The sequence below is a fragment of the Bradyrhizobium sp. CCGB20 genome (genome assembly GCF_024199855.1).
Lineage (GTDB): Bacteria > Pseudomonadota > Alphaproteobacteria > Rhizobiales > Xanthobacteraceae > Bradyrhizobium.
The window spans coordinates 5,582,388-5,608,610 of record NZ_JANADN010000001.1 but is presented as its reverse complement, the minus strand read 5'-3'; the positions used below and the strand labels follow the sequence as shown (position 1 = coordinate 5,608,610).

The 26,223-nt window shown below is 64.7% G+C and carries 30 protein-coding genes; 14 read left to right on the top strand and 16 right to left on the bottom strand.

The window, feature by feature from the left end; genetic code table 11:
* Window positions 1-45: 45 nt before the first annotated feature.
* From NLM15_RS26170 to NLM15_RS26150, 5 genes are all read right to left on the bottom strand, one after another.
* Window positions 46-498 (bottom strand): PEGA domain-containing protein, encoded by a 453-nt coding sequence (locus NLM15_RS26170; protein WP_254120306.1) that lies wholly within the window; start codon window positions 496-498, stop codon window positions 46-48.
* A 128-nt stretch (window positions 499-626) separates the two neighbouring features.
* Window positions 627-2,048 (bottom strand): MFS transporter, encoded by a 1,422-nt coding sequence (locus tag NLM15_RS26165; protein ID WP_254120305.1) that lies wholly within the window; start codon window positions 2,046-2,048, stop codon window positions 627-629.
* 164 nt (window positions 2,049-2,212) lie between these two features.
* Window positions 2,213-3,238 carry an aldo/keto reductase gene (locus tag NLM15_RS26160; RefSeq protein WP_254120304.1) on the bottom strand — a complete coding sequence of 342 codons (1,026 nt, stop codon included), beginning with the start codon at window positions 3,236-3,238 and terminating at the stop codon, window positions 2,213-2,215.
* 116 nt (window positions 3,239-3,354) lie between these two features.
* Window positions 3,355-3,558: a hypothetical protein gene (locus NLM15_RS26155; RefSeq protein ID WP_254120303.1), complete on the bottom strand. Its 204-nt coding sequence runs from the start codon at window positions 3,556-3,558 to the stop codon at window positions 3,355-3,357.
* A gap of 122 nt (window positions 3,559-3,680) precedes the next feature.
* Window positions 3,681-4,637 (bottom strand): helix-turn-helix domain-containing protein, encoded by a 957-nt coding sequence (locus tag NLM15_RS26150; protein ID WP_254120302.1) that lies wholly within the window; start codon window positions 4,635-4,637, stop codon window positions 3,681-3,683.
* Window positions 4,638-4,834: 197 nt separating this feature from the next.
* On the opposite strand from NLM15_RS26150, the gene NLM15_RS26145 reads away from it, so the two are divergent.
* A complete protein-coding gene (locus NLM15_RS26145) occupies window positions 4,835-5,851 on the top strand; it encodes a carbon-nitrogen hydrolase family protein (protein ID WP_254120301.1) in 1,017 nt (338 codons plus the stop codon).
* 28 nt (window positions 5,852-5,879) lie between these two features.
* Complete coding sequence (locus NLM15_RS26140) at window positions 5,880-6,920, top strand: phenylacetaldoxime dehydratase family protein (RefSeq protein WP_254120300.1); 1,041 nt, start codon at window positions 5,880-5,882, stop codon at window positions 6,918-6,920.
* On the opposite strand, the gene NLM15_RS26135 is transcribed toward NLM15_RS26140, so the two are convergent.
* On the bottom strand, window positions 6,917-7,552 hold the full coding sequence (locus NLM15_RS26135; RefSeq protein ID WP_254120299.1) for an HAD family hydrolase: 636 nt from the start codon (window positions 7,550-7,552) through the stop codon (window positions 6,917-6,919). The two genes, NLM15_RS26140 and NLM15_RS26135, sit on opposite strands and share 4 nt — an antisense overlap.
* Window positions 7,553-7,641: 89 nt before the next feature.
* Here NLM15_RS26135 and NLM15_RS26130 point away from each other — a divergent pair, with 89 nt between their 5' ends.
* From NLM15_RS26130 to tsaA, 4 genes are all read left to right on the top strand, one after another.
* Complete coding sequence (locus NLM15_RS26130) at window positions 7,642-8,592, top strand: lytic transglycosylase domain-containing protein (protein WP_254120298.1); 951 nt, start codon at window positions 7,642-7,644, stop codon at window positions 8,590-8,592.
* 158 nt (window positions 8,593-8,750) lie between these two features.
* Window positions 8,751-9,491, top strand: coding sequence for an AzlC family ABC transporter permease (locus NLM15_RS26125; RefSeq protein WP_254124420.1), 741 nt, complete (start codon window positions 8,751-8,753; stop codon window positions 9,489-9,491).
* Window positions 9,488-9,838: an AzlD domain-containing protein gene (locus NLM15_RS26120; RefSeq protein ID WP_254120297.1), complete on the top strand. Its 351-nt coding sequence runs from the start codon at window positions 9,488-9,490 to the stop codon at window positions 9,836-9,838. The genes NLM15_RS26125 and NLM15_RS26120 overlap by 4 nt, the downstream gene beginning before the upstream one ends.
* 31 nt (window positions 9,839-9,869) lie before the next feature.
* On the top strand, window positions 9,870-10,361 hold the full coding sequence (gene tsaA / locus NLM15_RS26115) for a tRNA (N6-threonylcarbamoyladenosine(37)-N6)-methyltransferase TrmO (RefSeq protein WP_254120296.1): 492 nt from the start codon (window positions 9,870-9,872) through the stop codon (window positions 10,359-10,361).
* A 133-nt stretch (window positions 10,362-10,494) separates the two neighbouring features.
* Here the strand turns inward: tsaA and NLM15_RS26110 are convergent, their stop codons facing one another.
* The 4 genes from NLM15_RS26110 to NLM15_RS26095 form a co-directional block, all read right to left on the bottom strand.
* Complete coding sequence (locus NLM15_RS26110) at window positions 10,495-10,923, bottom strand: HIT domain-containing protein (protein ID WP_254120295.1); 429 nt, start codon at window positions 10,921-10,923, stop codon at window positions 10,495-10,497.
* Between the two features lie 48 nt (window positions 10,924-10,971).
* On the bottom strand, window positions 10,972-12,213 hold the full coding sequence (locus tag NLM15_RS26105; protein ID WP_254124418.1) for a GNAT family N-acetyltransferase: 1,242 nt from the start codon (window positions 12,211-12,213) through the stop codon (window positions 10,972-10,974).
* A 64-nt stretch (window positions 12,214-12,277) separates the two neighbouring features.
* Complete coding sequence (locus tag NLM15_RS26100) at window positions 12,278-13,024, bottom strand: glycerophosphodiester phosphodiesterase (RefSeq protein ID WP_254120294.1); 747 nt, start codon at window positions 13,022-13,024, stop codon at window positions 12,278-12,280.
* 5 nt (window positions 13,025-13,029) lie between these two features.
* The gene (locus tag NLM15_RS26095; RefSeq protein ID WP_129272253.1) at window positions 13,030-13,497 is read right to left on the bottom strand and encodes a RidA family protein; all 468 of its coding nucleotides are present in this window, start codon (window positions 13,495-13,497) and stop codon (window positions 13,030-13,032) included.
* A 225-nt stretch (window positions 13,498-13,722) separates the two neighbouring features.
* Between NLM15_RS26095 and NLM15_RS26090 the strand changes: the two genes are divergently transcribed.
* Together NLM15_RS26090 and NLM15_RS26085 are read left to right on the top strand one after the other, a co-directional pair.
* Window positions 13,723-14,568 carry a cell envelope integrity EipB family protein gene (locus NLM15_RS26090; protein ID WP_254120293.1) on the top strand — a complete coding sequence of 282 codons (846 nt, stop codon included), beginning with the start codon at window positions 13,723-13,725 and terminating at the stop codon, window positions 14,566-14,568.
* Between the two features lie 74 nt (window positions 14,569-14,642).
* Window positions 14,643-15,044, top strand: a complete 402-nt coding sequence (locus NLM15_RS26085) for a RidA family protein (protein ID WP_247300752.1) — start codon at window positions 14,643-14,645, stop codon at window positions 15,042-15,044.
* A 15-nt stretch (window positions 15,045-15,059) separates the two neighbouring features.
* Here NLM15_RS26085 and NLM15_RS26080 read toward each other — a convergent pair whose 3' ends face one another.
* Window positions 15,060-15,467: an ACT domain-containing protein gene (locus NLM15_RS26080; protein WP_254120292.1), complete on the bottom strand. Its 408-nt coding sequence runs from the start codon at window positions 15,465-15,467 to the stop codon at window positions 15,060-15,062.
* 199 nt (window positions 15,468-15,666) lie between these two features.
* On the opposite strand from NLM15_RS26080, the gene NLM15_RS26075 reads away from it, so the two are divergent.
* Window positions 15,667-15,822 (top strand): hypothetical protein, encoded by a 156-nt coding sequence (locus NLM15_RS26075; protein WP_254120291.1) that lies wholly within the window; start codon window positions 15,667-15,669, stop codon window positions 15,820-15,822.
* 16 nt (window positions 15,823-15,838) lie between these two features.
* Here the strand turns inward: NLM15_RS26075 and NLM15_RS26070 are convergent, their stop codons facing one another.
* Entirely contained in the window at window positions 15,839-17,131 is a 1,293-nt protein-coding gene (locus tag NLM15_RS26070) for a DNA polymerase IV (RefSeq protein WP_254120290.1), read from the bottom strand.
* Window positions 17,128-17,439 carry a DUF3572 domain-containing protein gene (locus NLM15_RS26065; RefSeq protein ID WP_254120289.1) on the bottom strand — a complete coding sequence of 104 codons (312 nt, stop codon included), beginning with the start codon at window positions 17,437-17,439 and terminating at the stop codon, window positions 17,128-17,130. The genes NLM15_RS26070 and NLM15_RS26065 overlap by 4 nt, the downstream gene beginning before the upstream one ends.
* A 229-nt stretch (window positions 17,440-17,668) precedes the next feature.
* On the opposite strand from NLM15_RS26065, the gene NLM15_RS26060 reads away from it, so the two are divergent.
* Together NLM15_RS26060 and NLM15_RS26055 are read left to right on the top strand one after the other, a co-directional pair.
* On the top strand, window positions 17,669-18,034 hold the full coding sequence (locus NLM15_RS26060; RefSeq protein ID WP_008566616.1) for a response regulator: 366 nt from the start codon (window positions 17,669-17,671) through the stop codon (window positions 18,032-18,034).
* A gap of 14 nt (window positions 18,035-18,048) precedes the next feature.
* Entirely contained in the window at window positions 18,049-19,422 is a 1,374-nt protein-coding gene (locus tag NLM15_RS26055) for a PleD family two-component system response regulator (RefSeq protein ID WP_254120288.1), read from the top strand.
* Between the two features lie 491 nt (window positions 19,423-19,913).
* Here the strand turns inward: NLM15_RS26055 and NLM15_RS26050 are convergent, their stop codons facing one another.
* A complete protein-coding gene (locus NLM15_RS26050) occupies window positions 19,914-20,525 on the bottom strand; it encodes a TetR/AcrR family transcriptional regulator (RefSeq protein ID WP_254120287.1) in 612 nt (203 codons plus the stop codon).
* A gap of 130 nt (window positions 20,526-20,655) precedes the next feature.
* Between NLM15_RS26050 and NLM15_RS26045 the strand changes: the two genes are divergently transcribed.
* Both NLM15_RS26045 and NLM15_RS26040 read left to right on the top strand, forming a co-directional pair.
* The gene (locus tag NLM15_RS26045) at window positions 20,656-21,894 is read left to right on the top strand and encodes an MFS transporter (protein ID WP_254120286.1); all 1,239 of its coding nucleotides are present in this window, start codon (window positions 20,656-20,658) and stop codon (window positions 21,892-21,894) included.
* A 126-nt stretch (window positions 21,895-22,020) separates the two neighbouring features.
* Window positions 22,021-22,995 carry an ABC transporter substrate-binding protein gene (locus NLM15_RS26040; protein WP_254120285.1) on the top strand — a complete coding sequence of 325 codons (975 nt, stop codon included), beginning with the start codon at window positions 22,021-22,023 and terminating at the stop codon, window positions 22,993-22,995.
* 242 nt (window positions 22,996-23,237) lie between these two features.
* On the opposite strand, the gene NLM15_RS26035 is transcribed toward NLM15_RS26040, so the two are convergent.
* Window positions 23,238-23,564, bottom strand: coding sequence for a BA14K family protein (locus NLM15_RS26035; protein ID WP_254120284.1), 327 nt, complete (start codon window positions 23,562-23,564; stop codon window positions 23,238-23,240).
* Window positions 23,565-23,901: 337 nt separating this feature from the next.
* Window positions 23,902-24,144 (bottom strand): DUF1127 domain-containing protein, encoded by a 243-nt coding sequence (locus NLM15_RS26030; protein WP_254120283.1) that lies wholly within the window; start codon window positions 24,142-24,144, stop codon window positions 23,902-23,904.
* A 162-nt stretch (window positions 24,145-24,306) separates the two neighbouring features.
* Between NLM15_RS26030 and NLM15_RS26025 the strand changes: the two genes are divergently transcribed.
* Complete coding sequence (locus tag NLM15_RS26025; RefSeq protein ID WP_254120282.1) at window positions 24,307-25,860, top strand: winged helix-turn-helix domain-containing tetratricopeptide repeat protein; 1,554 nt, start codon at window positions 24,307-24,309, stop codon at window positions 25,858-25,860.
* Window positions 25,861-26,223 lie beyond the last annotated feature (363 nt).

The window sequence follows — 26,223 nt, the reverse complement described above, 5'->3', positions numbered from 1 at the left end:
GAAAGGGCCGGCTGAAAAGCCGGCCTTTTTGTTTGTGCCGCAGTGCTAGGTGCCGGTGTCAGGCGCGGGCGCAGCCGGTGCCCGCGGTTTCTTCGGCGCGGGCGGGCGGGCGCGGGCTGACGGCTGCATCGTCACGATGACCGGATTCGGCTTGTGATCGGTTGCCGCCCCGGTCGCGGCATCGACGCCCATGCCGACGACGCCGCCCAGCAAAAGATTGCCGGCAAAGCCGGCGGCCCCTGAGGTCGGTACGTCTCGGCTGAGCGGCACGATCTGCGGCTCATAACCTTCCTTTTGGAAGGTGATCGAGATGTCGGCGTTCCGCTTGACGACCACCGAACAGGGTGTCGTGCAGGTGGTTGGAACTTCCATTCCGCTGACCACGGCTTCAACGCCGGACGGTGTCGATGAGATGCTGATATTCTCAGTCGTGCCGCGCGTGACAGACGCGCAGCCGCCCAGCATGACGCTGAGCGCCACAATTCCAAATGAACGCATGAAATGCCCCTTTTCCCCGGCGCCACTGAAGCGCAACCAGGGCGGGAGGGCAATACGTCGTTGGTCCGGATAGTTAAGCCAAGCACAGGTTGTTCAGGAGGACGGCGGAAACCCGGGCGTGGCTCCTGCTATTCGCCGCGCAGGCGCTGGTCGTCCTGCACCCGGACGTGCTCGGCGCCGCGTGCGCCCGCGGGAGACAGCCGCAGCATGCTCAGCACCGCGCCGCAGAGAGCAAATCCCACCCCGACGAGGAGCGCTATCCGTGTTCCCTCTACCGGATAGCGGCCGAGCAGCAGCGCCACCAGCGCCGCACCAGTGGTCTGGCCGAGCAGGCGCGCCGTTCCCAGCATGCCGCTGGCGCCGCCGGCGCGCTCGCGCGGGGCGGCCGCGATCATGGTCCGGTTGTTGGGGGTCTGGAACAGGCCGAAGCCGGCACCGGCAAGCGCCATGCGCCAGATTACGTCGAGCGGGGTCGGGCTTGCGGGCAGGAAGGCGAGCGCGCCGAGGCCGCAGGCAAACAGCGTGAGCCCGATGCCGCCGAGCAGGCCGGCCGGATAATGCTCGACCAGGCGGCCGGCGAGCGGGGCCGCGAACGCCACCGCGATCGGCCAGGGCGTGATCAAGAGCCCCATATGCACCGCCGAATAGCCGAAGCGGCTCTGCAGGTAGAACGGGATCGCGACGAAGGCCAGCATCTGTCCGCAGAACGAGGCGATCGAGGTCGCAATCGAGAGCGCGAACACCGGGATGCGCAACAGGTCGACCGGCAAGAGCGGCGAGGTCATGTGGGTTTCGCGATAGATCAGCAGCGCGCCCGCGACGATGGCGATGGCGAATTGAACGAGACAGGTGATGGCGGCCTCGCCATGACCAACGCTATCGACCGCGGCGATTCCGACACCGAAGGTGATCGCGGACAGCCCCGCGCTCTGCCAGTCGAAGGAACGGGCCGCGGGCGTGGTGTGCGGCAGGCTGCGCAAGCCGAGCACCAGCGTCACTGCACCGAGCGGGACGTTGATGGCGAACAGCCAGGGCCAGGTTCCGACCGCGAGGATGCCCGCGGCGAGCGTCGGCCCGACGGCGGCCGAGAAGGCGACGACGAGTGCGTTGATCCCGATGCCGCGGCCGAGCTGGCTGCGCGGATAGGTGAAGCGCACCAGGGCCGCGTTGACGCTCATGATGCCGGCCGCGCCAAAGCCCTGAAGAATGCGCGCGATCGTCAGCAGCGGCAGCGTATGCGCCAGCGCGCAGAAGGCCGATGCGAGCGTGAACAGGACGAGCCCGGCCAGATAGACGCGGCGATAGCCGACGATCTCGCCGAGCGACGCCAGCGGCAACAGCGAGATCGTGATCGCGAGCTGGTAGCCATTGACGATCCAGATCGAGAAGGCCGGGCTCGCATCGAGGTCGGCCGCGATCGTCGGCAGCGCCACGTTGGCGATGGCGCTGTCCACGACCGCCATGATGATGCCGAGTGCAATCGTCAGCACAGCCTGGTTGCGCTGCGGCTGCGGCAGGCCGTCGGCATGCTCGATCGGGGCAGACGACATGATGGAGGCAAGCTTGATTCGAGCCGTAATTTACCTCCGGATTAGGAAATTGCAGGAATGATCGCAACCCGGCGGGACACGGACAGTTCCTGTTCCGGGGTCCTGCGGGCGCGGCAAACATGGCTCGGCAAGCGCTTTCGCAAGCCGCGCCGAGCGGTCGGTCCCTACACCGCCGGGGGATTGCGGTCGGTGAAGGTGGTGCGCTGGTGCCAGTAGGGATAGGGCAGCGTCACCTTGCTCGCCGCATCGAGCTTTGCGATCTGGTCCCTGGTCAATGTCCAGCCGACCGCGCCTAGATTTTCGCGCAGCTGCGTCTCGTTGCGCGCACCGATGATCAGCGTCGAGACCGTCGGACGCTGGAGCAGCCAGTTCAGCGCAATTTGCGAGACGCTCTTGCCCGTCTCCTTGGCGACCTCGTCGATTGCATCGACGACGCGATAGACGTGCTCGTCCGGCACGGGCGGGCCGAACTCGGCCGTCTTGGGCAGGCGGCTCACGTCAGGCTTCGGCTGGCCGCGGCGGATCTTGCCGGTGAGGCGGCCCCAGCCGAGCGGCGACCAGACCACCGCGCCGAGCCCCTGGTCGACGCCGAGCGGCATCAGCTCCCATTCGTAATCGCGCCCGATCAATGAATAGTAGGTCTGGTTGGCGACATAGCGCGGGAAGCCATGCTTGTCGGCGACGGAGAGCGACTTCATCAGGTGCCAGCCCGAAAAGTTCGAAACGCCGACATAGCGGATCTTGCCGGCGCGCACGAGCACGTCGAGGGTCGCAAGCACCTCTTCAGGCGGGGTGAAGGCGTCGAAGCCGTGAAGCTGGAACAGATCGATGTAATCGGTGCCGAGCCGGCTCAGCGAACCGTCGATGGCCGCGAGCAGATGCTGCCGCGACGAGCCGATGTCGTTGGGTCCGTCGCCGAAGCGGAAGGTTGCCTTGGTCGAGATCAAGACCTTGTCGCGGCGGCCCTTGATGGCCTCGCCGAGGACGCGCTCGGATTCACCGAGCGAATAGACGTTGGCAGTGTCGAACATCGACACCCCGGCATCGAGGCAGATATCGAGAAGGCGCCGCGCTTCGGTCGCGTCCGTCGTACCCCATGCAGCAAGGCGGCCGACGCCGCCGAAGGTGCCAGTCCCAAGGCTCAAAGCGGGCACCATGAGGCCTGATCGGCCCAAGCGTCGGTATTCCATCGATATGCTCCTCGGCTGGCCGCTGGTTGATCGGTGCGGCCTTGGGCAGCGATGGTAATGCAAGCACGCGCGGCGTCCTACTCCGCGCTCACATACCGGCCTTGCTTGGGAATGGCCTAGTCGTGCAGACGCATGTCGTCGAATGCCGTATCGGCGACGCGCGGGCCGACCGTCTTCACCGAAGATTGAGCTGCGCTCTTGATCGCGGGCACGCAGACCGGTGCGCCGTCACGCGCCTGCCGCGGCAGGAGCGTCAGGCCCCAGCCCACCAGCACCAGGACCGCGAGCCGGATCGCGATCACACCCAGCAGCAGCTCCATTCCGCTTATCGTGGCGTGAGTCCTCATGCACGCCAGCCTGATGCAGGCCGAGAGGCAAGACAATCTGGAATTGGCGAGCATTGCCTTCGCGCAGAGCGAAGGCTCGGCGTGATAGCTGACGATCAGTGCCGCAACTGGCTCTGCCGGAAGTCGCGCGGCGACATCCCGAAATGCTCGCGGAAGACGCGGCCGAAATGCGAGAGATCGTTGAACCCCCAGGCGAAGGCGATCTCGCTGACGTGGCGATGGGCCAGCACGGGCGAGGCGAGGTCACGCCGGCATTGGGCGAGACGCTCGGCAAGCACATGACGCTGGAACGAGGTGTCCTCGTCGGCGAGGAGATCGTTCACATAGCGCGGCGAGATGCCAAGTGACGCCGCGGTCTCTGACAGCGAGAGGTCGGGATCGGCAAGGTGCGTCCGGATGTGCGCTTTCAACCGGTAGAGCAGGGCGGAGCGATGGGTCGAGGACGGCAACGACGTCTTGCCGAGCCGCTCGCTCAGCGCCATCGCGAGCAGATCGACGGCCTGTTCCGACAACGCGGCGGCATGGTCCGGAGCAAGCCGGTCCGCGCTCTGGCAGAGCCTGACGATGAAATCGTAAGCCAGCCGTTCGAGCGGCACGTCAGTGCCGAATGACATCGCCGTGAGCGTCTCGGTACCGCCGAGCCGGCGCTGCAACATCTCCCGCGGCACCTTGAAGATGGTCTGCGTGAAGGCGTCGTTGAACTTCAGCTCATAGGGACGCGTCGTGTCGTAAAGCGCGAACTCGCCGGGATGGATCACGGTCTCGCGGCCGTCCTGCACCACTCCGCCGTCGCCGCGATTGCCGAGCGCGACCAGGACGAAATCCTGATCCGAGCGTGCGATGCGGGACGGCGTCCGGAACACGTGCTGGCGGTCGGAGCAGACCTCGGAGCACACGGCCCTGCCGAGCGGCGCCTGCGTGACCGAGCCGCGAAAGGCGCTGCCGAGGTCGGACTTGCAGTCGAGCCCGACGAAGACGTCGCAGACGATGTCCTGCCACAGCGCCAGCCGCCGGTAGCCGGGGCTGCCGTCTGTCGTGAACTGGATTGGCATCAGGACAGCCTCCCTTTCACATCCAGAAAAACCGCATGTTGGCGCAGATCCTGCCCGACCGGAGGCAAATCCCGTACCGGTCGGCGATCCCCTCCAGTCGAGTTTTTGTTCCGCCGCGGTCGAGCGCCCGGCCGCCCGGCTTGGCCAAATAGACTGCATCGGACGTGGCTTCCGATCAACCGGCAATGGAGGCGGGAATGGGCATCGAACATCCGAAATACAAGGTTGCGGTGGTGCAGGCGGCGCCTGCTTGGCTCGATCTCGAGGCCTCGATCGACAAGTCGATCGCGCTGATCAGGGACGCCGCCGAGAAAGGCGCCAGGCTGATCGCCTTTCCGGAAGCCTTCATTCCCGGCTACCCCTGGCACATCTGGATGGACTCGCCGGCCTGGGCGATCGGCCGCGGCTTCGTGCAGCGCTACTTCGACAACTCGCTGTCCTATGACAGCCCGCAGGCCGAGCGCCTGCGCGACGCCGTGCGCAAGGCAAAGCTCACCGCCGTGCTCGGCCTCTCCGAACGCGACGGCGGCAGCCTCTATCTGGCGCAATGGCTGATCGGGCCTGATGGCGAGACGATTGCAAAACGCCGCAAGCTGCGGCCGACCCATGCCGAGCGCACGGTCTATGGCGAGGGCGACGGTAGCGATCTCGCCGTGCATTCAAGGGCCGACATCGGCCGCATCGGCGCGCTGTGCTGCTGGGAGCATCTCCAGCCGCTGTCGAAATACGCGATGTACGCCCAGAACGAGCAGGTGCACGTCGCGGCCTGGCCGAGCTTCTCGCTCTACGATCCCTTCGCGCCGGCGCTCGGCGCCGAGGTCAACAATGCCGCCTCGCGCGTCTATGCGGTGGAGGGCTCCTGCTTCGTGCTGGCACCTTGCGCGACGGTCTCGCAGGCCATGATCGACGAGCTCTGCGACCGGCCGGACAAGAATGCGCTGCTGCATGTCGGCGGCGGATTCGCCGCGATCTACGGCCCCGACGGCAGCCAGATCGGCGACAAGCTCGCGCCGGACCAGGAGGGCCTCCTGATCGCCGAGATCGATCTCGGCGCCATTGGGGTTGCCAAGAACGCGGCCGATCCCGCCGGGCATTATTCGCGGCCCGACGTCACCCGGCTCCTGCTCAACAAGAAGCGATACCAGCGGGTCGAGCAGTTCGCCCTGCCGGTCGATACTGTCGAGCCCACAGACATCAACGCCGCAGCAAGCTGATCGCCGGGATCGAGGGGAGGGCCTGATCATGGAATCCGCAATTCCTCTGCATCTCGAAACTCCGCGTACGCGCCACAAGCGCGTGCCTGATGACTACCAGCCGCCATATCCGTCCTTCGTGGCGCGCTACAAGCCGGCCGTGAGCCGCGTCGTGATGGCCCATTTCGGTGTGCAGTATCGCGGCGCAGCGCCGGCCGCTGCGACGGCGGCACTCGCTGAGATCGCAGCGCGGTTTGCTGCCGAGGGCGGGCCCTCGCATTGGGACCGCGCCCGCTACGCCGACCAGGCCGGCTACGAGAACGTCGTCTCGGTGGCCTACTGGGACGACGTCGCGCGCTTCGACACCTGGTTTGCACCGGCGCGCGAGGTCTGGACCGCAAGGCCGCGCGAGGGTATCGGCACCTTCATCGAGGTGCTGCGTCCTGCGGTCGCGCGGCACGAGACGTTGTTCTCTTCGCTCGACCGACCCGAGGGCGTCGCCGCAATTGCCGATGGAATGAGCGGCGAGGTGCAGGAGCACGCTTATTGGGGCGGCATGCGTGACCGCATTCCGCTGTCGCAGACCGATCCGATGTCGCCGGGCGGCCAACCCGAGCTGATCCGCGACGGCGCGCGGCTGCGCGTAAAGGCGCACGACAATCTCTGCCTGATCCGTTCCGGACAGGACTGGAGCGATACCGAGGCGTCGGAGCGAAAGCTCTATCTCGACGACGTCGAGCCGGTGCTGCGCGAGGGCATGGATTTTCTGCGCGACGATGGGCTTGCCATTGGCTGCTACGCCAACCGCTACATGCAGGTGCTCTCGGCCGACGGCAGCGTGAACGAAAAATCCTACGGCCAGAGCTGGTGGAAGAGCCTCGCTGCGCTGGAGCGCTGGGCGGAGTCGCATCCGACCCACGTCAAAATCTTCGGCGCGGCGATGAGATATCTCTCGACGCTCGGCCCGTCAGCCAAGCTGCGGCTTTATCATGAGGTCACGGTGGCCGCTGCGGACGAGCAGTTCTTCGAATATCTGAACTGCCACCCGAAAACGGGCATGCTGACGGCGGTCGAGACCGTCAGCGCTTAGGCGCAATGTCCGAGCAGCTCGGGATGCGCGGCGCAGATGTGATGCGCGCCGGCGTCCCGCAGTTCGGCCTCGCTGCCATAGCCATAGAGCACGCCGATCGCGGTCATGCCGTTGGTGCGGGCGCCGATCACGTCGTGGCTGCGGTCGCCGATCATGATCGCGCTGCCGGGATCGACCTTCGCCTCGTCGAGCGCGTAACGCAACAGGTCGCGCTTGTCGACGCGCGTGCCGTCGAGCTCGGAGCCGAACACGCGCTCGAAATAGGGCCGCAGGCCGAAATGATCGATGATGCGGTTGGCATAGACCGCAGGCTTGCTGGTCGCGACGAACATGCGCTGATGCGTCGCTGCGATCGCGGTCAACGTATCCTTGATCCCGTGATAGGCTTCGTTCTCGAACAGGCCGACATCGCTGAAGCGCTCGCGATAGAGCAGCAGCGCGCGGTCGGCGAGTTCCGGGCTGCCGGTGAGCTTTTCGAGGCTCGCATGCAGGGGCGGGCCGATGCACCAGACGAGGTCGTCCTCGCTCGGCACCGCGACGTTCAGCCGCTCCAGCGCGTACTGGATCGAGCGGGTGATCCCGGGCTTCGGGTTGGTGAGCGTGCCGTCGAGATCAAAATAGATTGTAACCATCAGGGCGGGACCGGCGTTGATATCGTCGCCCGTTGCTAGTTGGCTGGGCCCTCAAGTCAAGGTCCGATTTGACCGGTATTGTGGACGCCATGCGGATAGCCCGGGTCATTGCTGTGCTGTGCCTCGCCCTCGCGGTGTGGCCGGCGCGCGGCCAGGAAGCGCCGAACCGGTTCGTGCACCCGAGCGTCGAGGAGCTCGCGCATCCAGCGGAGAAGCCCGAAGCGCGCGAGAGCGACACGCGGGAGTCGATCTGCCTGATCATCGAGGCCGCCGCGCGTGACAATAACCTGCCGCTGGAGTTCTTCGCGCGCGTGATCTGGCAGGAGAGCCGTTTCCAGGCCGACGCGGTAGGCCCGATGACGCGCAGCGGCGAACATGCGCAGGGGATTGCGCAGTTCATGCCGGGCACCGCGAGCGAGCGCGGGCTGCTCAATCCCTTCAATCCGGTGCAGGCGCTGCCGAAGTCGGCGGAGTTTCTGAACGAACTGCGCAACCAGTTCGGCAATCTCGGACTTGCTGCCGCTGCCTATAATGCCGGGCCGCGGCGGGTACAGGAATGGCTGGCCGGCACCGGCGGCATGCCGGAGCAGACGCGCAACTATGTTTTCGCCATTACCGGCACCAGCGTCGATGCCTGGGCCAAGGCAGGCAGCACCGGCAAAGGGCCGCGGAGCTCGCCGCCGACCAGCTGCCGCGATCTGATGGCGCTTCTGAAGCGCGCGCCGAATGCCTTTGTCGCCGAGCTCGAACAGCATGTGGAGCTGGCGGCTGCGAAGATCTGGGGCGTGCAGCTTGCCGCAGGCTTCGATCGCAACAGGGCGCTGGCGATGTATTCCCGCGCTGTCACGCGGCTGAGCACGGTGATCGGCGAGCGCGATCCAAGCCTGCTGAGCTCGGTGATGCGCAGCCGCGGTACGCGCGCGTTCTACCAGGTGCGCATCGGCGCCGACACCCGACCCGAGGCGGACGATCTCTGCAACCGCATCCGGAAGGCTGGCGGTGCGTGCTTCGTACTGAAGAACCGCGGTGTGAGCGGGTAGGATGCCTTCGTCATTCCGGGCCCGCGACGTCGTCGCGCCCCGGAATGACGGCGGTGGTGTCGGCGCGACGCATGCCAGCCCCGCCGCGCGCTTCCTTGACGCCAGCCACCGCATTGCCCGTTATGCAGGCACGATTCCTCACCTCGGCCAAAGCTCCCGTGGCGCTTCCTCCGCTCGATTCACCTCAATGGCAAAGTCCCTGGCGCGCCTTTGCGTGGGGGCTGCGCTCGATCACGCAGACGATCCTCACTCTCGTGCTGTTCGCGACCTATCTCGGCATCGGCGCGCTGGCCCATGATACTCATTTCAGCCTGCTCTGGGCGCTCTGCTCGACACTGTTCGTCTGGGCGGGCCCGGCGCAGATCATCCTGATCACCACGCTCGGCTCGGGCGCCACCATCATCCAGTCGGCGATCGCGGTGACGGTCAGTGCCATCCGCCTGTTCCCGATGGTGGTGTCGGTGCTGCCGCTGATGCGCACGCCGACGACCAGGCGGCGCGAGCTGTTCTTCGCCGCACATCTCACCGCCGTGACGCTCTGGGTCGAGTGCCATCGCTTCCTGCCGCAAGTCCCGCGCGAACGGCGGATCGCCTTCGTCAACGGACTTGGCTTCGGTCTGGTCTCCGTGTGCCTCACCGCCAACACGGTCGGCTATTTTCTCGCAGCGAACCTGACGCAGACGCTTGGAGCGGCGATCCTGCTGCTGACCCCGCTGTCGTTCCTGTTCTCGACCGCGCGCAACAGCCGCGAGGTCGCCGACGTCGTCGCGCTGGTGCTCGGGGTTCTGCTCTATCCGCTGGCGGCGAAGATGAATTCCGGCCTGGACATCCTCGTCAGCGGCCTCGCGGCCGGCACGATCGCCTATGGCGTGCATTGGTGGCGCGAGGTGCGCGCATGAGCTTTGCGCAGCTCATCGGCGACTGGCATGCGCTCGTCGTGCTGTTCGTCGCCGGCGTCATTCCCAACCAGATTTGGCGCATGCTGGGCCTGTGGTTCGGCGGCGGCATCGACGAGGGCTCCGAGCTGCTGGTCTGGGTGCGGGCGGTCGCCACCGCCATCCTCGCCGGCGTCATCGCCCAGATCGTGGTCGAGCCCCCGGGCGCGCTGGCCAGCGTGCCTGACGCCTTGCGCTACGGCGCGGTCGGCGCCGGCCTCGTCGTCTTCCTGCTGACTCGCCGCTCGATCTTCGCCGGCGTGGTAGCAGGCGAAGTCTTCATGCTGGCCGGGACGTGGTGGTTGGGCTAAAACCGCCGGCGAACAGCAAGGAACTGGAAATATGGTTCGCGAAAACGAGCTCCGCGAGGGCGAGATCGCCATCGAGCTGCCGCCCGCGGAAGATGCCGGCCTCGTCTTCATCGGCCGCATCCGCACGCCCTGGACGTCGCGGATGGAGACGCCGCGACAGGGGCGTCAGGACGGCCCGATATGCCGGCTCGAGATCTTCGAGCCGTTCGTGCCGGCCATCAAGGGTGTCGATTTCTACAGCAATCTCGAAGTGCTCTACTGGCTCGACAAGTCGCGCCGCGACATCATCCTGCAAAGTCCGAAGAACAACGAGAAGACCCGCGGCACGTTTTCGCTGCGCTCGCCGGTCCGGCCCAATCCGATCGGCACCTCGATCGTCAAACTGGTCGGCATCGAGGGCAATGCCATTCTCGTGCGCGGGCTCGACTGCATCGACAACACGCCGCTGATCGACATCAAGCCGGACCGCTGCGAGTTCACCCCGCTGGCCGCGCCGCAGCCGGGGGATTTCCAGACGGAGTAGTCCGTCATTCCGGGGCGACGCGCAGCGTCGAACCCGGAATCCATCGGGCCGCAGAGATCGTTGTGAAATGGATTCTCAGATGCGCGATTGCGCATCATAGCTCGGGCCAAGAGGCGCGCCCCGGAATGACAGGCTAGCCCGCCTTCAGCGCCGCGATCAGCTTGGTCGCGTTCTCTTCCAGCACCTTGACGTCTTCCTTGCGGCTGGCGGGCGGCAGCATCGCCACGCCGTCGTGGCGCGGCATCACGTGCATGTGGAGATGAAACACCACCTGTCCGCCGGCGGGCTCGTTGAACTGCTGCACGGTGATGCCATCGGCCTTGAACGCCTTCATCGCAGCCGCCGCGATCTTGTGTGCGCCGCGGGCGACGTGGGCATAGTCATCAGGCTTGATGTCGAGGATGTTGCGGGCAGGGGCCTTCGGAATCACCAGCGTGTGGCCGGGCACGCGCGGCATGATGTCGAGGAAGGCGAACACATGCTCGTCCTCATAGACCTTGTGGCAGGGCAGCTCGCCGCGCAGGATTTTTGCGAAGATGTTGTTGGTGTCGTAGGCGGTCATGTCGGCTCCCTGGATTTTACGCTTACTGTCACCAGCCACAGTGAACCGTCAAGGCGCCTCGTCGATGCCTTTGCGGAACGGGCCGAGCTCGGCGAGCTCGCGGCCGGCTTCCGCGACATAGGCGCGCTCGCGCTTGAGGTAATCGTCGATGGCGCGGCGCAGTCCGGGATCGGCGATGAAGTGGGCCGAATGGGTCGTCCGCGGCAGGTAGCCGCGCGCAATCTTGTGCTCGCCCTGCGCGCCGGCCTCCACATTGTCGAGGCCGTGTTTGATCGCGAAATCGATCGCCTGATAGTAGCAGACCTCGAAATGCAGGAACGGATGATGCTCGACCGCGCCCCAGTTGCGGCCGAACAGCGTATCCGAGCCGATGAAGTTGATGGCGCCCGCGATCCAGCGGCCGTTGCGGCGGGCCATCACCAGCAGCACGTCCCGGCTCATGGTCTCGCCGATCAGCGAGAAGAATTCGCGCGTGAGGTAGGGACGGCCCCATTTGCGCGAGCCGGTCTCCATGTAGAAATCGAAGAAGGCGTCCCAGGCATCCTCGGTGATGTCTTTACCCGTGAGCCAGTGGATGCTGACGCCGGCAGCGAGCGCATCGCGGCGCTCACGCTTGATCGACTTGCGGTGGCGCGAATTCAGCGTCGCCAGGAAATCGTCGAAGGTGGCAAAACCCTCGTTGCGCCAGTGGAACTGCTGATCGGTGCGCTGGAGGAAGCCGTGCCGGGCGAGCAGTTTCCACTCCGTCTCGCGCGCGAAGGTGACGTGCACCGAGGAAGCCTTGCTGACGCCGCACAGGGCCACCAGCCCGCTCGCCAGCGCCTCCGTGATGCGTTCGCGATCGACGCCATCGCGGACCAGCAGCCGCGGGCCCGTCGCCGGGGTGAAGGGAACTGAGACCTGCAGTTTCGGATAGTACCGCCCGCCGGCACGCTCATAGGCGTCGGCCCAGCCGCGGTCGAAGACGTATTCGCCTTGGCTGTGCGATTTCAGATAGCAGGGCACGACACCGGCGACGCGGCCGTCGATCTTGGCCACGAGATGGCGCGGGCCCCAGCCGGTGCGGATCGTTGCCGAACCCGATTTCTCAACGGCGGAGAGAAATGCGTGGGAGACGAACGGGTTATAAGCGGGCTTTGAGAGGCCGAGGGAATTGCCTGGAAGGGCGGATGAGGTTCCAGCGCCATGCCCGTTGCAAGCCTTGTCGGGATTGGCGCAGGCGTCCCAATCCTCTGCGGACACCTCGCCAATGGAGGGGACCGCCTCGAGCGTGATTTCAGATGATGCCATCATGCCCAAGATCGTGCATTGCAGCAGCGACTTCAAGAGGCGGGAACTATACCCCCTCGTGCCCCTACGGCACGAACCCCTCAAAGATCATTTGATCCGCATATTGCCCGACCCGCATGCGCTGCTCCGGGGTGCGCACGGTCCAGCCGAGCAGGGCGCAGCCGAACACATTGCGGGCGATCCAGGGGGCGGGGGCCGGCAGGTGGTCGACCTTGAAGGCGACGAAATGCGGCTGGGTCTGGAAGCCGTGGCGCAGGTACAGCATGCTGTCGCGTTGCGCCTGCGTCAGCTTCGCCCAGTACTCGTCCTCATAGGTCCGCTGCGCAACGATGCCGCGCGGGCGGTTGGGCAGCAGCTCGCGCAGCGCCAGCACCTGATCGGGATCGAAGGACATGCCGACAGCCGGGCCCTGATAGGACGACAGCACCTCGGCCATCCGCTTCACCAGCTTGCGGTCGCCGCCAAAATGGCTCTTCACCTCGATCACCAGCGGCACGCGGCCGGCGACCATGGCGCAGAGATCGCCGAGCGACATCATCCGCTCGGCGGTGTCCTTGAACTTGACGGCTCTCAGCTCTGCGGCCGTCTTCGAGACCACCTCGCCGGTGGCCTCGGTGAGGCGGCCGAGCGCATGGTCGTGATGGATCATCGCCTCGCCGTCGGCGGAGAGCTGGATGTCGACCTCGATCGCGAAATTGCCCGCGACCGCAGCCTGCACCGCGCCCGGCATGTTCTCGACGATGCCGCGGGAAATGTCGTGCAGGCCGCGATGGGCGACCGGCCGGGCTGTCAGCCAATCAGGGGCGCGCATTCGCGTCAGGCGACCTCGAACACACCTTCGACCTCGACCGCCGCATCCGCGGGCAGCGAGGCGACGCCGACGGTGGTGCGGGCATGGCGGCCCTTGTCACCGAAGGCGGCAACCATCAGGTCGGAGGCGCCGTTGAGGACCTTCGGCCCGTCCAGGAAGTCGGGCGCCGAGTTGATGAAGCCGCCGAGGCGCACCACGCGCACGACCTTGTCGAGGTCGCCGAGCGCCGCCTTGACCTGGGCCAGCAAATTGACCGCGCAGCCGCGCGCCGCCGCGGCGCCGTCCTCGATGGAGACGCCGGCACCCAGCTTGCCCTTGGCGATCAGCTTGCCATCAGGGGCGAAGCAGACCTGGCCGGAGACGAACAGCAAATTACCGGTGCGCACGAACGGCACGTAATTGGCCACGGGGGTGGGGGCCTCGTGCAACTTGATGCCCTGTTCCGCCAGTTTCTGCTCGACCGTGCCCGCCATGTTCGACCTCATTGTCCAAAAAATCATCGGCCCGGGCATGGAAGGCCGGGCGCGCCCTGTTTCGCCCATCGTGCCGCCACATGCAAGCAACCGGCGGGGACTGCATTTTGTTGAGGCAGGGCAGCAGGTTCAGCGGGAGAGGCGCAACTTTACGTGAAACGGCCTCAGTTGCGACGCAATGGAACGGTCACTAAACTGTCGAATCTGCGCTTTCAGGGATGAGACATGGTGCACCTTTTCCGGACTTCGCTCGGTGTAATGGCGCTCGCAGCGGCTGCTTTCGGTCCCGGCGCAGGGGCGCAGGCCGCCAGCGGCCCGTTCCTCGCGCATCAGGCGCTCTATGATTTGAGCCTCGTCAAATCGCGCTCCAATTCGGTCAACAACGCGCGCGGCCGCATCCTCTACAATTTCACCGGAAGCTCGTGCGAGGGCTACACCTCCGAATTCCGCCAGGTCTCCGAGCTCGACAGCGGCGAGGGCAAGGTCACGCTGAGCGATCTCCGCTCCAACTCCTGGGAGGACGCCGCCGGCAAGAGCTACCGGTTCAAGATCGAGACGCGGATGAACGAGACCGACGCCGGCCGGGTCGACGGCTCGGCCGAGCGAGACGGCGACCACATCAACGTCAAGCTGAAGCTGCCGGCGCCGAAGAGCTTCACCCTCGACGGCAAGATCGTGTTCCCGACCGAGCAGATCCAGCGCATCATCGCCGCCGCCAGGGACGGCAAGTCGCTGCTCGAGCTCTCCGTCTATGACGGCTCCGACGACGGCCAGAAGGTCTACAACACGCTGACCGTGATCGGGCAGCCGATCCCCGCCGAGCGGGCCACCGCGTCCGACCCGTCGACCACGGACGAGCACATGAAGTCGCTCAAGCGCTGGCCGGTCACCGTCAGCTATTTCGATCGCGAGGCCCAGCAGAAGGAAGGCGAGCAGACGCCGGTCTATGCGATGTCGTTCGAGCTCTACGAGAACGGCGTCTCGCGCCAGCTCGTGCTCGATTACAACGATTTCGTGATCTCGGGCGCGATGGGCAAGTTCGACGCGAAGGACAGCAAGCCCTGCAATTGAGGGGCAAGGCTAGCCCTCAAGACCGTCTCCCGCTACGCTCCCTCCCAACCACAAACCTCCGGGAGGCAAGCGCCTTGCCCAAGCTCGACCATCTCCGCCCCAGCGGCCTGCATCACAATCCGGCCTATTCCCACGTCGTGACCGCTTCCGGCGCGCGTACCATCTACATCTCCGGCCAGGTGTCGGTGGACGAGGAGGGGCGGATCGTCGGCGAGGGCGACATTGCCGCGCAGACCACGCAGGTGATGCAGAATCTCGGGCACGCGCTGAAGGCGGCCGGCGCGAGCTACGCCAACATCGTGAAGATCACGACCTTCGTCGTGAACTACAAGCCGGAGCTGCGCCCGATCATCGGCAAGGCCCGCTCGGCCTTCTTCGAAGGCATGGAGCCGCCGGCCTCTACCCTCGTCGGCGTCTCCGCGCTCGCCGCGCCGGAATGGCTGATCGAGATCGAGGCGGTCGCGGTTGCGGATTGAGGTCTTGATCCCGGGCTACGCGTGCTTCGCTTTGGACATCTCTTGCAGAACGGCCATCGCCGCATCGGCTCGGTCAGCCGGCACGAAGAGATGATCGTGATGGAAGGCCGACACGGCGTTCACGCTGATGCCGGCTTCCGCCAGACGCGCCGTGATGGCCGCCAGAAAGCCCACCGCATCGAGCGCGGAGTGAACCGTCAAGGTGATCAGGCGCGCAGGGAAAGCGTAAGATAGTCCCGCCGCTTCGGCCTGCTCGCGCAAGATCACCAGCGTTGTTCCCTCGCGTTCGCGGAACGTCAGCACCGGGCTGATGGTGGCGGGAATCGTCGCGCTCGGCGCAAGCGTGCAAAACACGAAGGTGCCGTCCAGCAGCTCCGGCTTCATGGCTCTCAGCAGCGCGTCGAGATCGTGTTCGCCTGTCACGGTGCCAACCCCTGGGCGGGCGGGATCGTTTGAGTCCTTGCGAAGCTATCGGCGCCAGAGGTCGTTGGGGGCACGGCCAACATACCTTTGTATATCTCCTCTAATCCTTCTCATACGCCGATCTTACGCTGGTACAATTGAGCGACAGCGGGAGATTCTTACAATTTGAGTCTACTCGGGTCACTGCGAGGAAGCTCAAATGAACGTCATGATTCGCAAGCTCAACGGCTTGTGGCACCTCATCGTCGGGTCTTGCCAGATCCGAACGCCATTCCTGGAAACTCAGGATCGGCAGTTGGTCGTCCAGTATGCGCGGCGCGTCTATCCGGGGGCACGGATCTTCGAACGCGACTAAGTCGAGCGGGATTCGATCACTCCTGCTGTCCCGTTTCCGGTCCCTCATATGCGATGCCGCGAATGACGGCAGACTTGCCGAACTTCTTGCGCAGACTGTCCACCGCGCGCTCGGCGTGGGCGGCACGGCGGTCGAGCATGTCGGTGTCGTCGGCGGGCGAGCCGTCACGCAGCGCGCTGACGCCGGCGCCCATCAGGCGGAAGGCGGTGCCGTCGATCTCCCTGGCGAGCATCTCGCGGCAGATCGAGAAGATCTTTGCGGCGAGCTGCGTTGGGGCTGCGATCGACTGCGAGCGGGTACGCTGCCGGAAATCGGCGGTCTTCAGCTTCAGCGTGACCGTCGAGCCGGCCAGCTCGCTGCTCTTCAGCCGCGACGACGTCTTCTCGCAGAGCCGCCACAGGATCTTCTCCAGCGCCGCGAAATCGCGGATATCGGTCTCGAACGTGGTTTCGCTGGAAATCGTCTTGGCGCCGCGGTCGGGCTCGACGCGGCGGTCGTCGATGCCGCGGGCGAGCCGCCACAGCCTGCGGCCGTCGCTCGGAAACTGCCGCATCATCTCGATCTCGTCAGCCTTTTGCAGGTCGGCGATGATGCGGAAGCCGCGTTGCACCAAGCGCTCCTGGGTGGCCGGGCCGACGCCGAAGATGAAGCCGACCGGCCTCGAAGCCAGCATCGAGCACGCTTCCTCCTGGTCGAGCGCGGCGAAGCCACGCGGCTTGTCGAGGTCGGAGGCGATCTTGGCCAGGAACTTGTTACAGGACAGGCCGACCGAGACTGAGATGCCGATGTCGCGCTCGATGTTGCGCGCGAACCGCGCGAGCACTTTGGCCGGGATCATGCCGTGAACCCGCTCGGTGCCGGAGAGATCGAGAAAGGCCTCGTCGATCGAGAGCGGCTCGACCAGCGGCGTCAGCGCCTGCATGGCCTGCCGCACCTCGCGGCCGACGCGGACGTACTTCGCCATGTCCGGCGGGATCACGGTTGCATGGGGGCACGCCTCCAGCGCCTTGAACATCGGCATGGCCGAGCGCACGCCATAGGTGCGCGCGATGTAGCAGGCGGCCGACACTACGCCGCGCTTGCCCCCGCCGATGATGACGGGCTTGTCGGCGATATCGGGATTGTCGCGCTTCTCGACCGTCGCATAGAAGGCGTCGCAGTCGATATGGGCGATGGTCAGGCTCGCCAGCGCGCGGTGGCGGATGAGGCGAGGGGAGCCGCAGGCGGAGCAGCGCCGCATGCCCATATCCAGGTCGGCCGAACAATCCCGGCAGAAGCAGCGGGGCCCGGCCGCCTCCAGGGTGCTCACGGCACGTCGCGCTCCCAGGAGGGGTCGCCGAGCGCGTCGCCCAGGACCTGCCGCGCCGCGGCAACGTTGGTCGGATGCAGTTCCACCGTGCTGGCAAAGGCCTTCACGGTGGCGTCATCGCGCATCACGAAGTCGAGCACGCTGAGGAGGAAATTCGGGTCGGAGGCGGCGTTGCGCAGGGTCTCCGGACCGACCCCTGTCTCAGCCAGGAACAGGCCCAGCCGCTCAGGGTCGCCGGCAACGAAAGACAGCGCCTGAATCGCAACGATTTCAGCGACTTCGCGAGGGTTGTGAACAGGCTTTTTCAAGGGTCCGATTTGCCTTTCCGTTAACTTTCGGTGTCTACTTTGAAGTCATCATGCCCGAGTCTCAAGACCGCCGACAAGCAACTGGAAACCACATCGCAGAAAGTCGACCCTCGGGTTTAACGAAACTCAAGCGAATCTGAGGCTAGTTTGAATCCAGTTTTCGAAGCGCCGGCGAGCGGCGCCTGAGGCGTCACATGCATCGGTCTTCAGGACCAAACAGGAGGGCGGGATGGCTAAGACCGTCCTGATCGTGGAAGACAACGAGCTCAACATGAAGCTCTTCCGCGACCTGTTGGAGGCGCACGGCTACCAGACCTCCGGCACCAGCAACGGATATGAGGCGCTCGACCTCGTTCGCAAGATGCGGCCCGACCTCGTGCTGATGGATATCCAATTGCCGCAGGTCTCGGGCCTCGAGGTCACGCGCTGGATCAAGGACGATCCGGAGCTGCGTGCCATTCCCGTCGTCGCGGTCACGGCGTTCGCGATGAAGGGCGACGAAGAGCGCATCCGCGAGGGCGGCTGCGAAGCCTATTTGTCCAAGCCGATCTCGGTCGGCAAATTCATTGAGACGGTCCGGCGTTTTATCGGATAGGAAGTGAGTTCACAGTGTCCGCGCGTATCCTGGTTGTCGATGACGTTCCTGCCAACGTCAAACTCCTCGAAGCCCGCCTGTCAGCCGAATATTTCGACGTGATGACCGCCTCGAACGGCACCGAGGCGCTGGCGATCTGCGCCCGCGCCGAATGTGACATCATCCTGCTCGACGTCATGATGCCCGACATGGACGGCTTCGAAGTTTGCCGCCGCCTCAAGACCGATCCGGCCACGCACCACATTCCCGTCGTGATGGTCACCGCGCTCGACAGCCCGTCCGACCGCAACCGCGGGCTGGAAGCCGGCGCCGACGATTTCCTGACAAAGCCCGTCTCCGACGTCGTGCTGATCGCGCGCGTGCGCTCGCTGACGCGGCTGAAGATGATGACCGATGAGCTGCGCATGCGCGCCATTACCTCGCTCGAGATCGGCATGCAGGCGCCCGAGCGCAGCGCCGTGGCCGACACCGGCAAGGGCGGCCGCATCCTGCTGGTCGACGACCGCCAGTCTTCCTATGAGCGGCTCGCGACGATCCTCGCCGCCGAGCACACCGTGGACGTCGAGCCGAACCCGACGGAGGCGCTGTTCCACGCCGCTGAGGGCAATTACGATCTCCTGATCGTCTCGCTCGACCTCAACAATTTCGACGGCCTGCGGCTCTGCAGCCAGGCGCGCTCGCTGGAGCGCACCCGCCACGTGCCGATCCTGGCGATCGCGGACCCCGAGAACTCGACGCGGCTGCTCCGCGGCCTCGAGATCGGCGTCAACGACTATCTGCTGCGCCCGATCGACAAGACCGAGCTGCTGGCGCGCGCCCGCACCCAGATCCGCCGCCGCCGCTACACCGACCATCTGCGCGACAACGTGCAGAACTCGATCGAGATGGCGATCACCGACGCGCTCACCGGGCTGCACAATCGCCGCTACATGGAGAGCCATCTGGCGACCCTCGCCGAGCAGGCCTCGACCCGCGGCAAGCCGCTGGCGCTGATGATTTTGGACATCGACTACTTCAAGTCGATCAACGACAATTACGGCCACGATGCCGGCGACGACGTGCTGCGCGAATTTGCCGTGCGCGTGCGCAAATCGATCCGCGGCATCGACCTTGCCTGCCGCTACGGCGGCGAGGAGTTCGTCATCGTGATGCCGGAGACCGATCTGCATGTCGCCGGCATGGTCGCCGAGCGCCTTCGCCGCTCGATCGCGGGCGAGCCGTTCTCCGTGCACAAGGGGGCCAAGCGCATCGAGGTCACGATCTCGATCGGCCTCACCACGCTGGAGCAGAAGGGCGAGTCCGTCGCCGACGTCCTCAAGCGCGCCGACACGGCGCTCTATCGCGCCAAGCACGACGGCCGCAATCGCGTGGTGTCGCAGGCGGCGTGAGGCGAGGGGGCGCGCCTCGCACTCCGCTGTCGTCCCTGCGAACGCAGGGACCCATACCGCGTGATCCATCGAGGACGAGCGGTCTTTGTACCGGAAGATAATTTCGAGTCTTCGCCAAACTCCTCCCTGTGGTTATGGGTCCCTGCGTTCGCAGGGACGACAGCGGAGAAAGTTTCGCCGACCAAAAGAAGAACTGCGAAAACAACCCCATGCACAGTAGCCGACGTTAGTCGGATCAAGGACTTATGCGGTTGGCAAAACGGCTTGCGCTGGCCGCAAGGCTGTTTGACTCGTCGGGCAAAACAAGAGTATTATTCTATAATTCCGAATTTGTCCGCAAGCTCCGCTGTCATTCCCCGCGAAGGCGGGGAATCCAGTACGCCGCGGCCCATCGGTTCAATTACAATCGCCTCTGGAATACTGGATCACCCGCTCCAGTGCGCAATCGCGCACAAGGCGGGTGATGACACCGTCTGATGCGGTCACGGCGGTCAGTGTGGTGTGCGTTTGTCTTGCGTCGTTGCAGCCTTCACTGCGTCAGCCGGAATAGCCACCCCCGCATTCCGCAGCAGCACCTTCGCCGCTTCCTTTGCCGCACGCGCCATCGCGGGATCGTCGCGGACGAGGTCCTGCGCGATGGAGCCGTCGACCAGCAACACGAGCTGCGTTGCCAGCGCCTCCGCATCGGCAACGCCGAGCTCGTTCAGCCGGTCGCGAAACCAGAGGCGGCGGCTTTCCTTGAAGGCGATTGCGATCTTCTTCACGGCGCGGTCCGCAGGCCCCAGCTCGGCGACCGCATTCACGAACGGGCAGCCGCGAAAATCCTTGGCCGCAAAGCGGCGCTCCAGCGCATCGAAGGTGCCGAGAATCTGCTCGGCCGGCGGCTTGTCGGAGGGGCGCGCGTGCACGAAGCGGCGCTCCAGATAGGCCGCGATCAGCGCGTCCTTGGAGGGGAAGTGGTTGTAGAGCGTGCGCTTGGAGATGCCGACCTCGGCCGCGATGGTGTCGACGCCGATGGCGCGAATGCCTTGCAGGTAGAACAGCTTGTCGGCGGTCTCGAGGATCCGCTCCTTCATCGTCTGTTGGTTGGGCGGGGGAGCCATGCGGCGGGATGCGTCCTCTTCGCTTGACAGCAGGCGCCTTCCATAGCCTAAGTAAACAGGTCTGTGTAACCAAAATCAACCGCAAAAGCAGACGACGGCACGCGTGCCGCGCCGCCGAGGGAGAAGAAACATGCCCCTGTTGCAGGTCCTGCGTCCGACATTGCCCATCCTGATCGGCGCCTCGATCATGCTGACGCTGAGCATGGGGCTGCGGCAGAGCCTCGGCATCTTCATGCAGCCGCTGACGCATGACATCCACATTTCGATCTCGGACTTCACGCTGGCGCTGGCCGTGCAGAACCTCGCCTGGGGCTTTCTCCAGCCGCTCGCCGGCGCGATGACCGTGCGCTACGGGTTTCGGCCGATCATGATCGTGGGATCGCTGATGTACATCGTGGGCCTAATCCTGATGGCGAGTGCGAACGGGCTCGTCAGCATCATGATCGGCGGCGGCGTGCTGATCGGCACGTCGCTGGCCTGCACCGCGGCGGCGATCGCGATGTCGGTGGCCGCGCGCGCGGTCCCGGAAACGGTGCGCTCCACCGTGCTCGGCATCGTCTCCGGTGCCGGCTCGCTCGGCGCACTGCTGTCGGCGCCGATCGGGCAGATGCTCAATGAGGGCTTTGGCTGGCGCGTCGGGCTCGCCGGCTTCGTCGTCATGTCGGTGCTGATGATTCCCGCCGCCTGGTATGCGGGCCGCATCGACAAGGTGCCGCTGCCCAAGCCTGCTGCCGACGACATCGGTGATGCCACGGCGGCGTCAGTGGCGAAGGCGGCGTTCGGCAATGCGCCCTTCGTGGTGATGACCTGCGCCTATCTCGTCTGCGGCATGCAGCTCGTGTTCCTCACCACGCATCTGCCGTCGTATCTGGCAATCTGCGGCCTCGATCCGATGCTGAGCGCGCAGACGCTCGGCATGATCGGCGGCTTCAACGTGCTCGGCTCGCTGTTCTTCGGCTGGGCCGGCCAGCGCTGGAACAAGCTGGCGCTGCTGGGCGGCATCTACATCCTGCGCTCGCTCGCGCTCGCCTGGTACTTCATGCTGCCGGCGACGCCGTTCTCGACGTTGTTGTTCGGCGCCATCATGGGTTTCCTCTGGATGGGCGTCGGCCCGCTGGTCGCAGGCGCCGTCGCCGAGATGTTCGGCCTGCGCTGGCAGGCGATGATCCAGGGCCTCGCCTTCATGAGCCACCAGATCGGCAGCTTCCTCGGTGCGTATGGAGGAGGGGTGCTCTACGACGCGCTCGGCTCCTACACCATGGCCTGGCGCATCGGCGTCGCGCTCGGACTTGCCGGGGGTATCGTGCAGGTGGCGTTCGCGCTGATCCGGCCGTCGCAGCCGCCGGCGCCGGTGTTGCGGACGGCGTAGGCGGGACACGTCGTCAAGGTCCGGTTTTGGAATCATCTCCGGCTGACTAAGTCCACCGTCTCGACCCCTTCAAAATTCCGAGCTGCGCGCGCATATTGTAGCGGTGGCGCGCCGCGAGGTGGTTGAATGAAACGCCGCGTTCTGGTCACGCTTCTCGGCGCTGCGGCGATGGCCCTGAGCCTCGCAGCCCACGCTCAGCAACCGGCGGTGCCCCGGGTCGGCTACGTCTGGAGCGGCGTTCGCGGGACGGACGTGTACTACCAGACCGGCTTCCGACAGGGACTTGCGGACCTGGGATATGTCGTGGGACGCACCCTGCTGCTCGAAGAACGCTACGCCGAGGGAAAACCGGAGCGCGTTCCTGCGCTGATCGCTGAACTCCTCACGCTCAACGTAGATGTTCTGGTGACCCCAGGCACACCCACTTCACAAGCTGCGCAACGTGCAACATCCACGGTGCCTATCGTCTTCATGAGCGGGGATCCCGTCAGAGCCGGTCTTGTGGCAAGCCTTGCCCGGCCAGGTGGCAATATCACCGGGCTGTCGCAGCTCTCCGGCGATTACGGCGTCAAGTGGCTGGAACTGCTGAAGGAGGCGGCTCCGAAAGTTCATCGTGTCGCCGTGTTGTGGAATCCTGACAATCCGACGACTGCCAACCAACTCGAACTCATGCAAAAAGCGGCACCCGGGCTCGGTCTCGAGTTGACAGCCCTCTCGGTGCGGCTCGCGGACATCGATAGCAGCTTCGCCGCACTGGGAGAGAGCGGCCTCGACGGCCTGGTCGTCACCGACGATCCATCGCTGATACCCCTCGTTCCCCGGCTGATCGTGCTCACCGCAGAGCGGCGAATGCCGGCGATCTATCCGTTCCGCGACTCGGCTCAGAGAGGAGGACTGATGTCGTACTCGGCTGACCTTTTCAAACTATGGCAACGCGCCGCAGGCTATGTTGATCGCATTCTGAAAGGGGCGCGTCCGGCAGAGCTTCCCGTCCAGCAGACGACGGAAGTGACCTTGAATATCAATCTCAAGTCCGCCAAGACGCTCGGTCTCGACATTCCCATGTCGCTGCTTGCCCGCGCCGACGAAGTGATCGAATAGATAATCGCGGTGGTGCATGAGCCCGTGCCTGGCCCCAAGGCTGACATGGAGCCACTCATGTCTCCGCTCGTGCGTGTTGCTTTTGGGGTCCCGGTTCTGGGCAGCAACGCTCCAGCAGAACAACGACGATCGGGAGAGTCACCAGTTAGCGTGACGCGCAACGTACCCTGGACAATTCGAGACGCCATCTCGACGGCGTCTCGATCCGATGTCCACTTGATCCGTTGATTTGCGGCGTTGCGTTACCTGCAAAGACGACGCCTGCCGTCCCGACCGATGTAGGTGCTCGTGGCTGGATCGTAGGATCGATAGCGCTCCGAGCAAGCACGTGAGACAGCGCCATCCGCGCGAGCCAGGGCGTTGTCCACGCCTTGTGCGGGAGCTGCGCCATCCGGCAACTCGAGGCCCAGCCGGCCGGCCGGCGTCAGCGTGCCGTTCAGGTTGCGATTGGGGTTCTCGGCCTCGTACGTATCCGGATGGCTGCTTGCAAAGCCAGATTGCGCGTAGGCAGTGCTTGCGGTCAGGCCCGACAACAAAGCCACGGCAGCAAGAACTTTAAGTCCAGTCATGGTCGATCTCCATCATAACGGCCGGTGCGTCGTGCTGCCGGTGCGTCGGGATGTGGATCGACATTGCGCGCTGGACAAGCTCGCTTGACCCCATACGTGCGACCTGGCGCGATCTCGTCGTTCAAATGCAGAAAGAGTCGTTTGTTTGCGGAACGCGACGAATGGTCCACCGCCGCCATTCGCAGGCTCGTTCATCTGCATCCGAGCCCCACACCGTGCGTCGCAGAACAACATGGTTACCTGCCGAAAGACCTTCGAGCGGAGGATGCACGACGCGGACCTTGGCGGTAGGTTATCTCCAATTGCAACCGTCCATGGTTGCCAGTCGTAGGGGAGGTCATTTTGCGAGGCTGCCACCACGCGGATCGATGTCCGGGTTCGAAGCGACGTAGTCGATCTCGCCGCGCGAGATACCGATATCGTGAAGCTCCCTGTCACTCAGGGCAAGCAACCTGCCTCGTATCTCTCGGCGTCCGTACCATTCGAGCAGGGCAGCGAAGCGGTCGCCAAAAAAGCTCAGGCCGAGCCGAAGCGGCGCGAACGTCTGTCGTGAGGTGGACGCGTTGTAGGTTGTAGCCATTTGACATCTCCCTCGCTGCCTGCCTCCCACTGAAATAGTGCCAGTCCATCGAGGGGGACGCTTGATATCCGGCTTACTTTTTCCTTACCCGCGGCTTATTCTTTGAAATTCAAGGGTGCTCGAGCGCGTCAGGCGATCAATGAGGTAACCAAGGAGGGTAGCATGCGCTATTTCTTCGAGGACTACGCTCTCGACACCGACCGGCGCGAGCTGCATCGCGGCTCTAACGTCGTCCCCACTGCACCGCAGGTTTTCGATCTGCTCGATTACCTGATCCGGAACAGGGAGCGGGTCGTCAGCAAAGACGACCTCGTGAATGCCATCTGGAATGGACGCATCGTGTCCGACGTGGCGCTGACCACTCGTCTCAACGCTGCCCGAAGCGCGATCGGTGATTGCGGCGACGAACAACGCCTGATCAAGACGCTGCCGCGAAAGGGCTTTCGTTTCGTCGGCGCGGTGCACCAATCCGCCGTCACGTCGGAATCAATCGGGTGCGTGGTTTCGCCGAAGCCCGCACCGGCGCTTCCCGACAAGCCCTCGATCGCGGTGTTGCCGTTCGAGAACATGAGCGGCGATCCAGAGCAGCAGTATTTTGCCGACGGAATGGTCGAGGAGATCACGACAGCGCTTTCGCGGTTCAAATGGCTGTTCGTCATCGCCCGGAATTCGAGCTTCACATTCAAGGGCAGGGCGGTCGATATCAAGGAGGTCGGACGCCAGCTTGGCGTGCGCTATGTGCTTGAGGGGTCTGTGCGCAAGTCGTCGGGCAAAGTTCGCATCGCAGGGCAATTGATAGATGCGGTTACGGGCGCGCACATCTGGGCCGACAGGTTCGAGCGCGACCTGACGGACGTTTTTGCTCTCCAGGACGAGGTCGCAGTCGCTGTCGTTTCGGCCATTGAGCCGAAGTTGCTCCAAACGGAAATTGCGATGGCGACGCGGCGGCGGCCGGAAAACCTTACAGCCTATGATTTCTACCTCCGGGCTTTGCCGCAATATTACACCTCGACGCGCGAAGGGTTCGCTGAAGCGATAAGGCTCGCTCATAGCGCCCTGGAGCTGGACCCCCGGTCCGGCTCCGTCGCGGCTTTGGCGAGCCTGTGCCACGCGCTCAACGTGACCATGGGGTTTTCTGCCGATCCCTATTTCGATCGCAGGGAAGCGATCCGACTTTTTCGTCTGGCACTGAGCATCGACGACAGCGATCCCGATGCGTTGGCGAACGCTGCTACCGTCTCGGCCTTCATGGTTGGCGATTGTGAAAGCGAGATCGAGATGGCGGATCGCGCAGTCGCACTCAACCCGAATTCATTCTGGGCGTGGCATGGCAGAGGCTGGGTGTACAGGATAGCGGGGCAGCCGGAAGAAGCGATCAGGAGCTTTGAGCGTGCCATGCGCATGAGCCCGGTCGATCCGCTCCTGCATCGCTCTTTCATCGGCATGGCAATGGCATTCATTGAACTCGGCCGCTTTGACGAGGCCATCGTGGCAGCAAGGAAGGCCGTTCGTCAGAATCCCTCTCATTCGGCATCGTACCGGTGTCTGGCATCCGCTTTTGCCCATTGCGGACGTGACATGGAGGCGCGCGAGGCCGCGGCGGGGGTACTCGAGCACGATCCTTCTTTTACAATATCCACCTACATCGCTCGCGGTGGGCAATCAAAGGCGAAGCTCTTGATCGAGGGGTTTCGGAAAGCCGGGTTGCCGGAGTAGCGCTCCAAGTCGATCAGAGCCGGCATGACCGGTCCTGGCCCACCGCTGACATCGAGCCATCCGACTTCAAGATCGGCTCTGCGCAGCAGCGCGCCCCGGGCCACGAGACAAAATAGAAACGGGGCCGTGAGGCCCCGTCAAAAAGTTCAGTCTATCTCGCGATCTTTCTTGATCTCGGCTTCGCGGGATTGGACGTGCTTGCACCAACCGACGAATGATATTTTGGCTGCCTGCGGCAAGCATGGGCCGACATCAGGGACAAATTCAGATAGGGAGCCAGCGGGCCGTACGACTAGCGACGTCCTGACCGCTTGAGATCGGCGACCTTGAACCTGTTGCCTGCCTGCAGGCTGCTGCAAATCC

Bases quoted from the DNA above. Each gene is read 5' to 3' on its own strand.
- NLM15_RS26170 (WP_254120306.1), bottom strand. From the start codon at position 498: ATGCGTTCATTTGGAATTGTGGCGCTCAGCGTCATGCTGGGCGGCTGC.
- NLM15_RS26165 (WP_254120305.1), bottom strand. From the start codon at position 2,048: ATGTCGTCTGCCCCGATCGAGCATGCCGACGGCCTGCCGCAGCCGCAG.
- NLM15_RS26160 (WP_254120304.1), bottom strand. From the start codon at position 3,238: ATGGAATACCGACGCTTGGGCCGATCAGGCCTCATGGTGCCCGCTTTG.
- NLM15_RS26155 (WP_254120303.1), bottom strand. From the start codon at position 3,558: ATGGAGCTGCTGCTGGGTGTGATCGCGATCCGGCTCGCGGTCCTGGTG.
- NLM15_RS26150 (WP_254120302.1), bottom strand. From the start codon at position 4,637: ATGCCAATCCAGTTCACGACAGACGGCAGCCCCGGCTACCGGCGGCTG.
- NLM15_RS26145 (WP_254120301.1), top strand. From the start codon at position 4,835: ATGGGCATCGAACATCCGAAATACAAGGTTGCGGTGGTGCAGGCGGCG.
- NLM15_RS26140 (WP_254120300.1), top strand. From the start codon at position 5,880: ATGGAATCCGCAATTCCTCTGCATCTCGAAACTCCGCGTACGCGCCAC.
- NLM15_RS26135 (WP_254120299.1), bottom strand. From the start codon at position 7,552: ATGGTTACAATCTATTTTGATCTCGACGGCACGCTCACCAACCCGAAG.
- NLM15_RS26130 (WP_254120298.1), top strand. From the start codon at position 7,642: ATGCGGATAGCCCGGGTCATTGCTGTGCTGTGCCTCGCCCTCGCGGTG.
- NLM15_RS26120 (WP_254120297.1), top strand. From the start codon at position 9,488: ATGAGCTTTGCGCAGCTCATCGGCGACTGGCATGCGCTCGTCGTGCTG.
- tsaA (WP_254120296.1), top strand. From the start codon at position 9,870: ATGGTTCGCGAAAACGAGCTCCGCGAGGGCGAGATCGCCATCGAGCTG.
- NLM15_RS26110 (WP_254120295.1), bottom strand. From the start codon at position 10,923: ATGACCGCCTACGACACCAACAACATCTTCGCAAAAATCCTGCGCGGC.
- NLM15_RS26105 (WP_254124418.1), bottom strand. From the start codon at position 12,213: ATGGCATCATCTGAAATCACGCTCGAGGCGGTCCCCTCCATTGGCGAG.
- NLM15_RS26100 (WP_254120294.1), bottom strand. From the start codon at position 13,024: ATGCGCGCCCCTGATTGGCTGACAGCCCGGCCGGTCGCCCATCGCGGC.
- NLM15_RS26095 (WP_129272253.1), bottom strand. From the start codon at position 13,497: ATGGCGGGCACGGTCGAGCAGAAACTGGCGGAACAGGGCATCAAGTTG.
- NLM15_RS26090 (WP_254120293.1), top strand. From the start codon at position 13,723: ATGGTGCACCTTTTCCGGACTTCGCTCGGTGTAATGGCGCTCGCAGCG.
- NLM15_RS26075 (WP_254120291.1), top strand. From the start codon at position 15,667: ATGAACGTCATGATTCGCAAGCTCAACGGCTTGTGGCACCTCATCGTC.
- NLM15_RS26060 (WP_008566616.1), top strand. From the start codon at position 17,669: ATGGCTAAGACCGTCCTGATCGTGGAAGACAACGAGCTCAACATGAAG.
- NLM15_RS26050 (WP_254120287.1), bottom strand. From the start codon at position 20,525: ATGGCTCCCCCGCCCAACCAACAGACGATGAAGGAGCGGATCCTCGAG.
- NLM15_RS26045 (WP_254120286.1), top strand. From the start codon at position 20,656: ATGCCCCTGTTGCAGGTCCTGCGTCCGACATTGCCCATCCTGATCGGC.
- NLM15_RS26040 (WP_254120285.1), top strand. From the start codon at position 22,021: ATGAAACGCCGCGTTCTGGTCACGCTTCTCGGCGCTGCGGCGATGGCC.
- NLM15_RS26035 (WP_254120284.1), bottom strand. From the start codon at position 23,564: ATGACTGGACTTAAAGTTCTTGCTGCCGTGGCTTTGTTGTCGGGCCTG.
- NLM15_RS26030 (WP_254120283.1), bottom strand. From the start codon at position 24,144: ATGGCTACAACCTACAACGCGTCCACCTCACGACAGACGTTCGCGCCG.
- NLM15_RS26025 (WP_254120282.1), top strand. From the start codon at position 24,307: ATGCGCTATTTCTTCGAGGACTACGCTCTCGACACCGACCGGCGCGAG.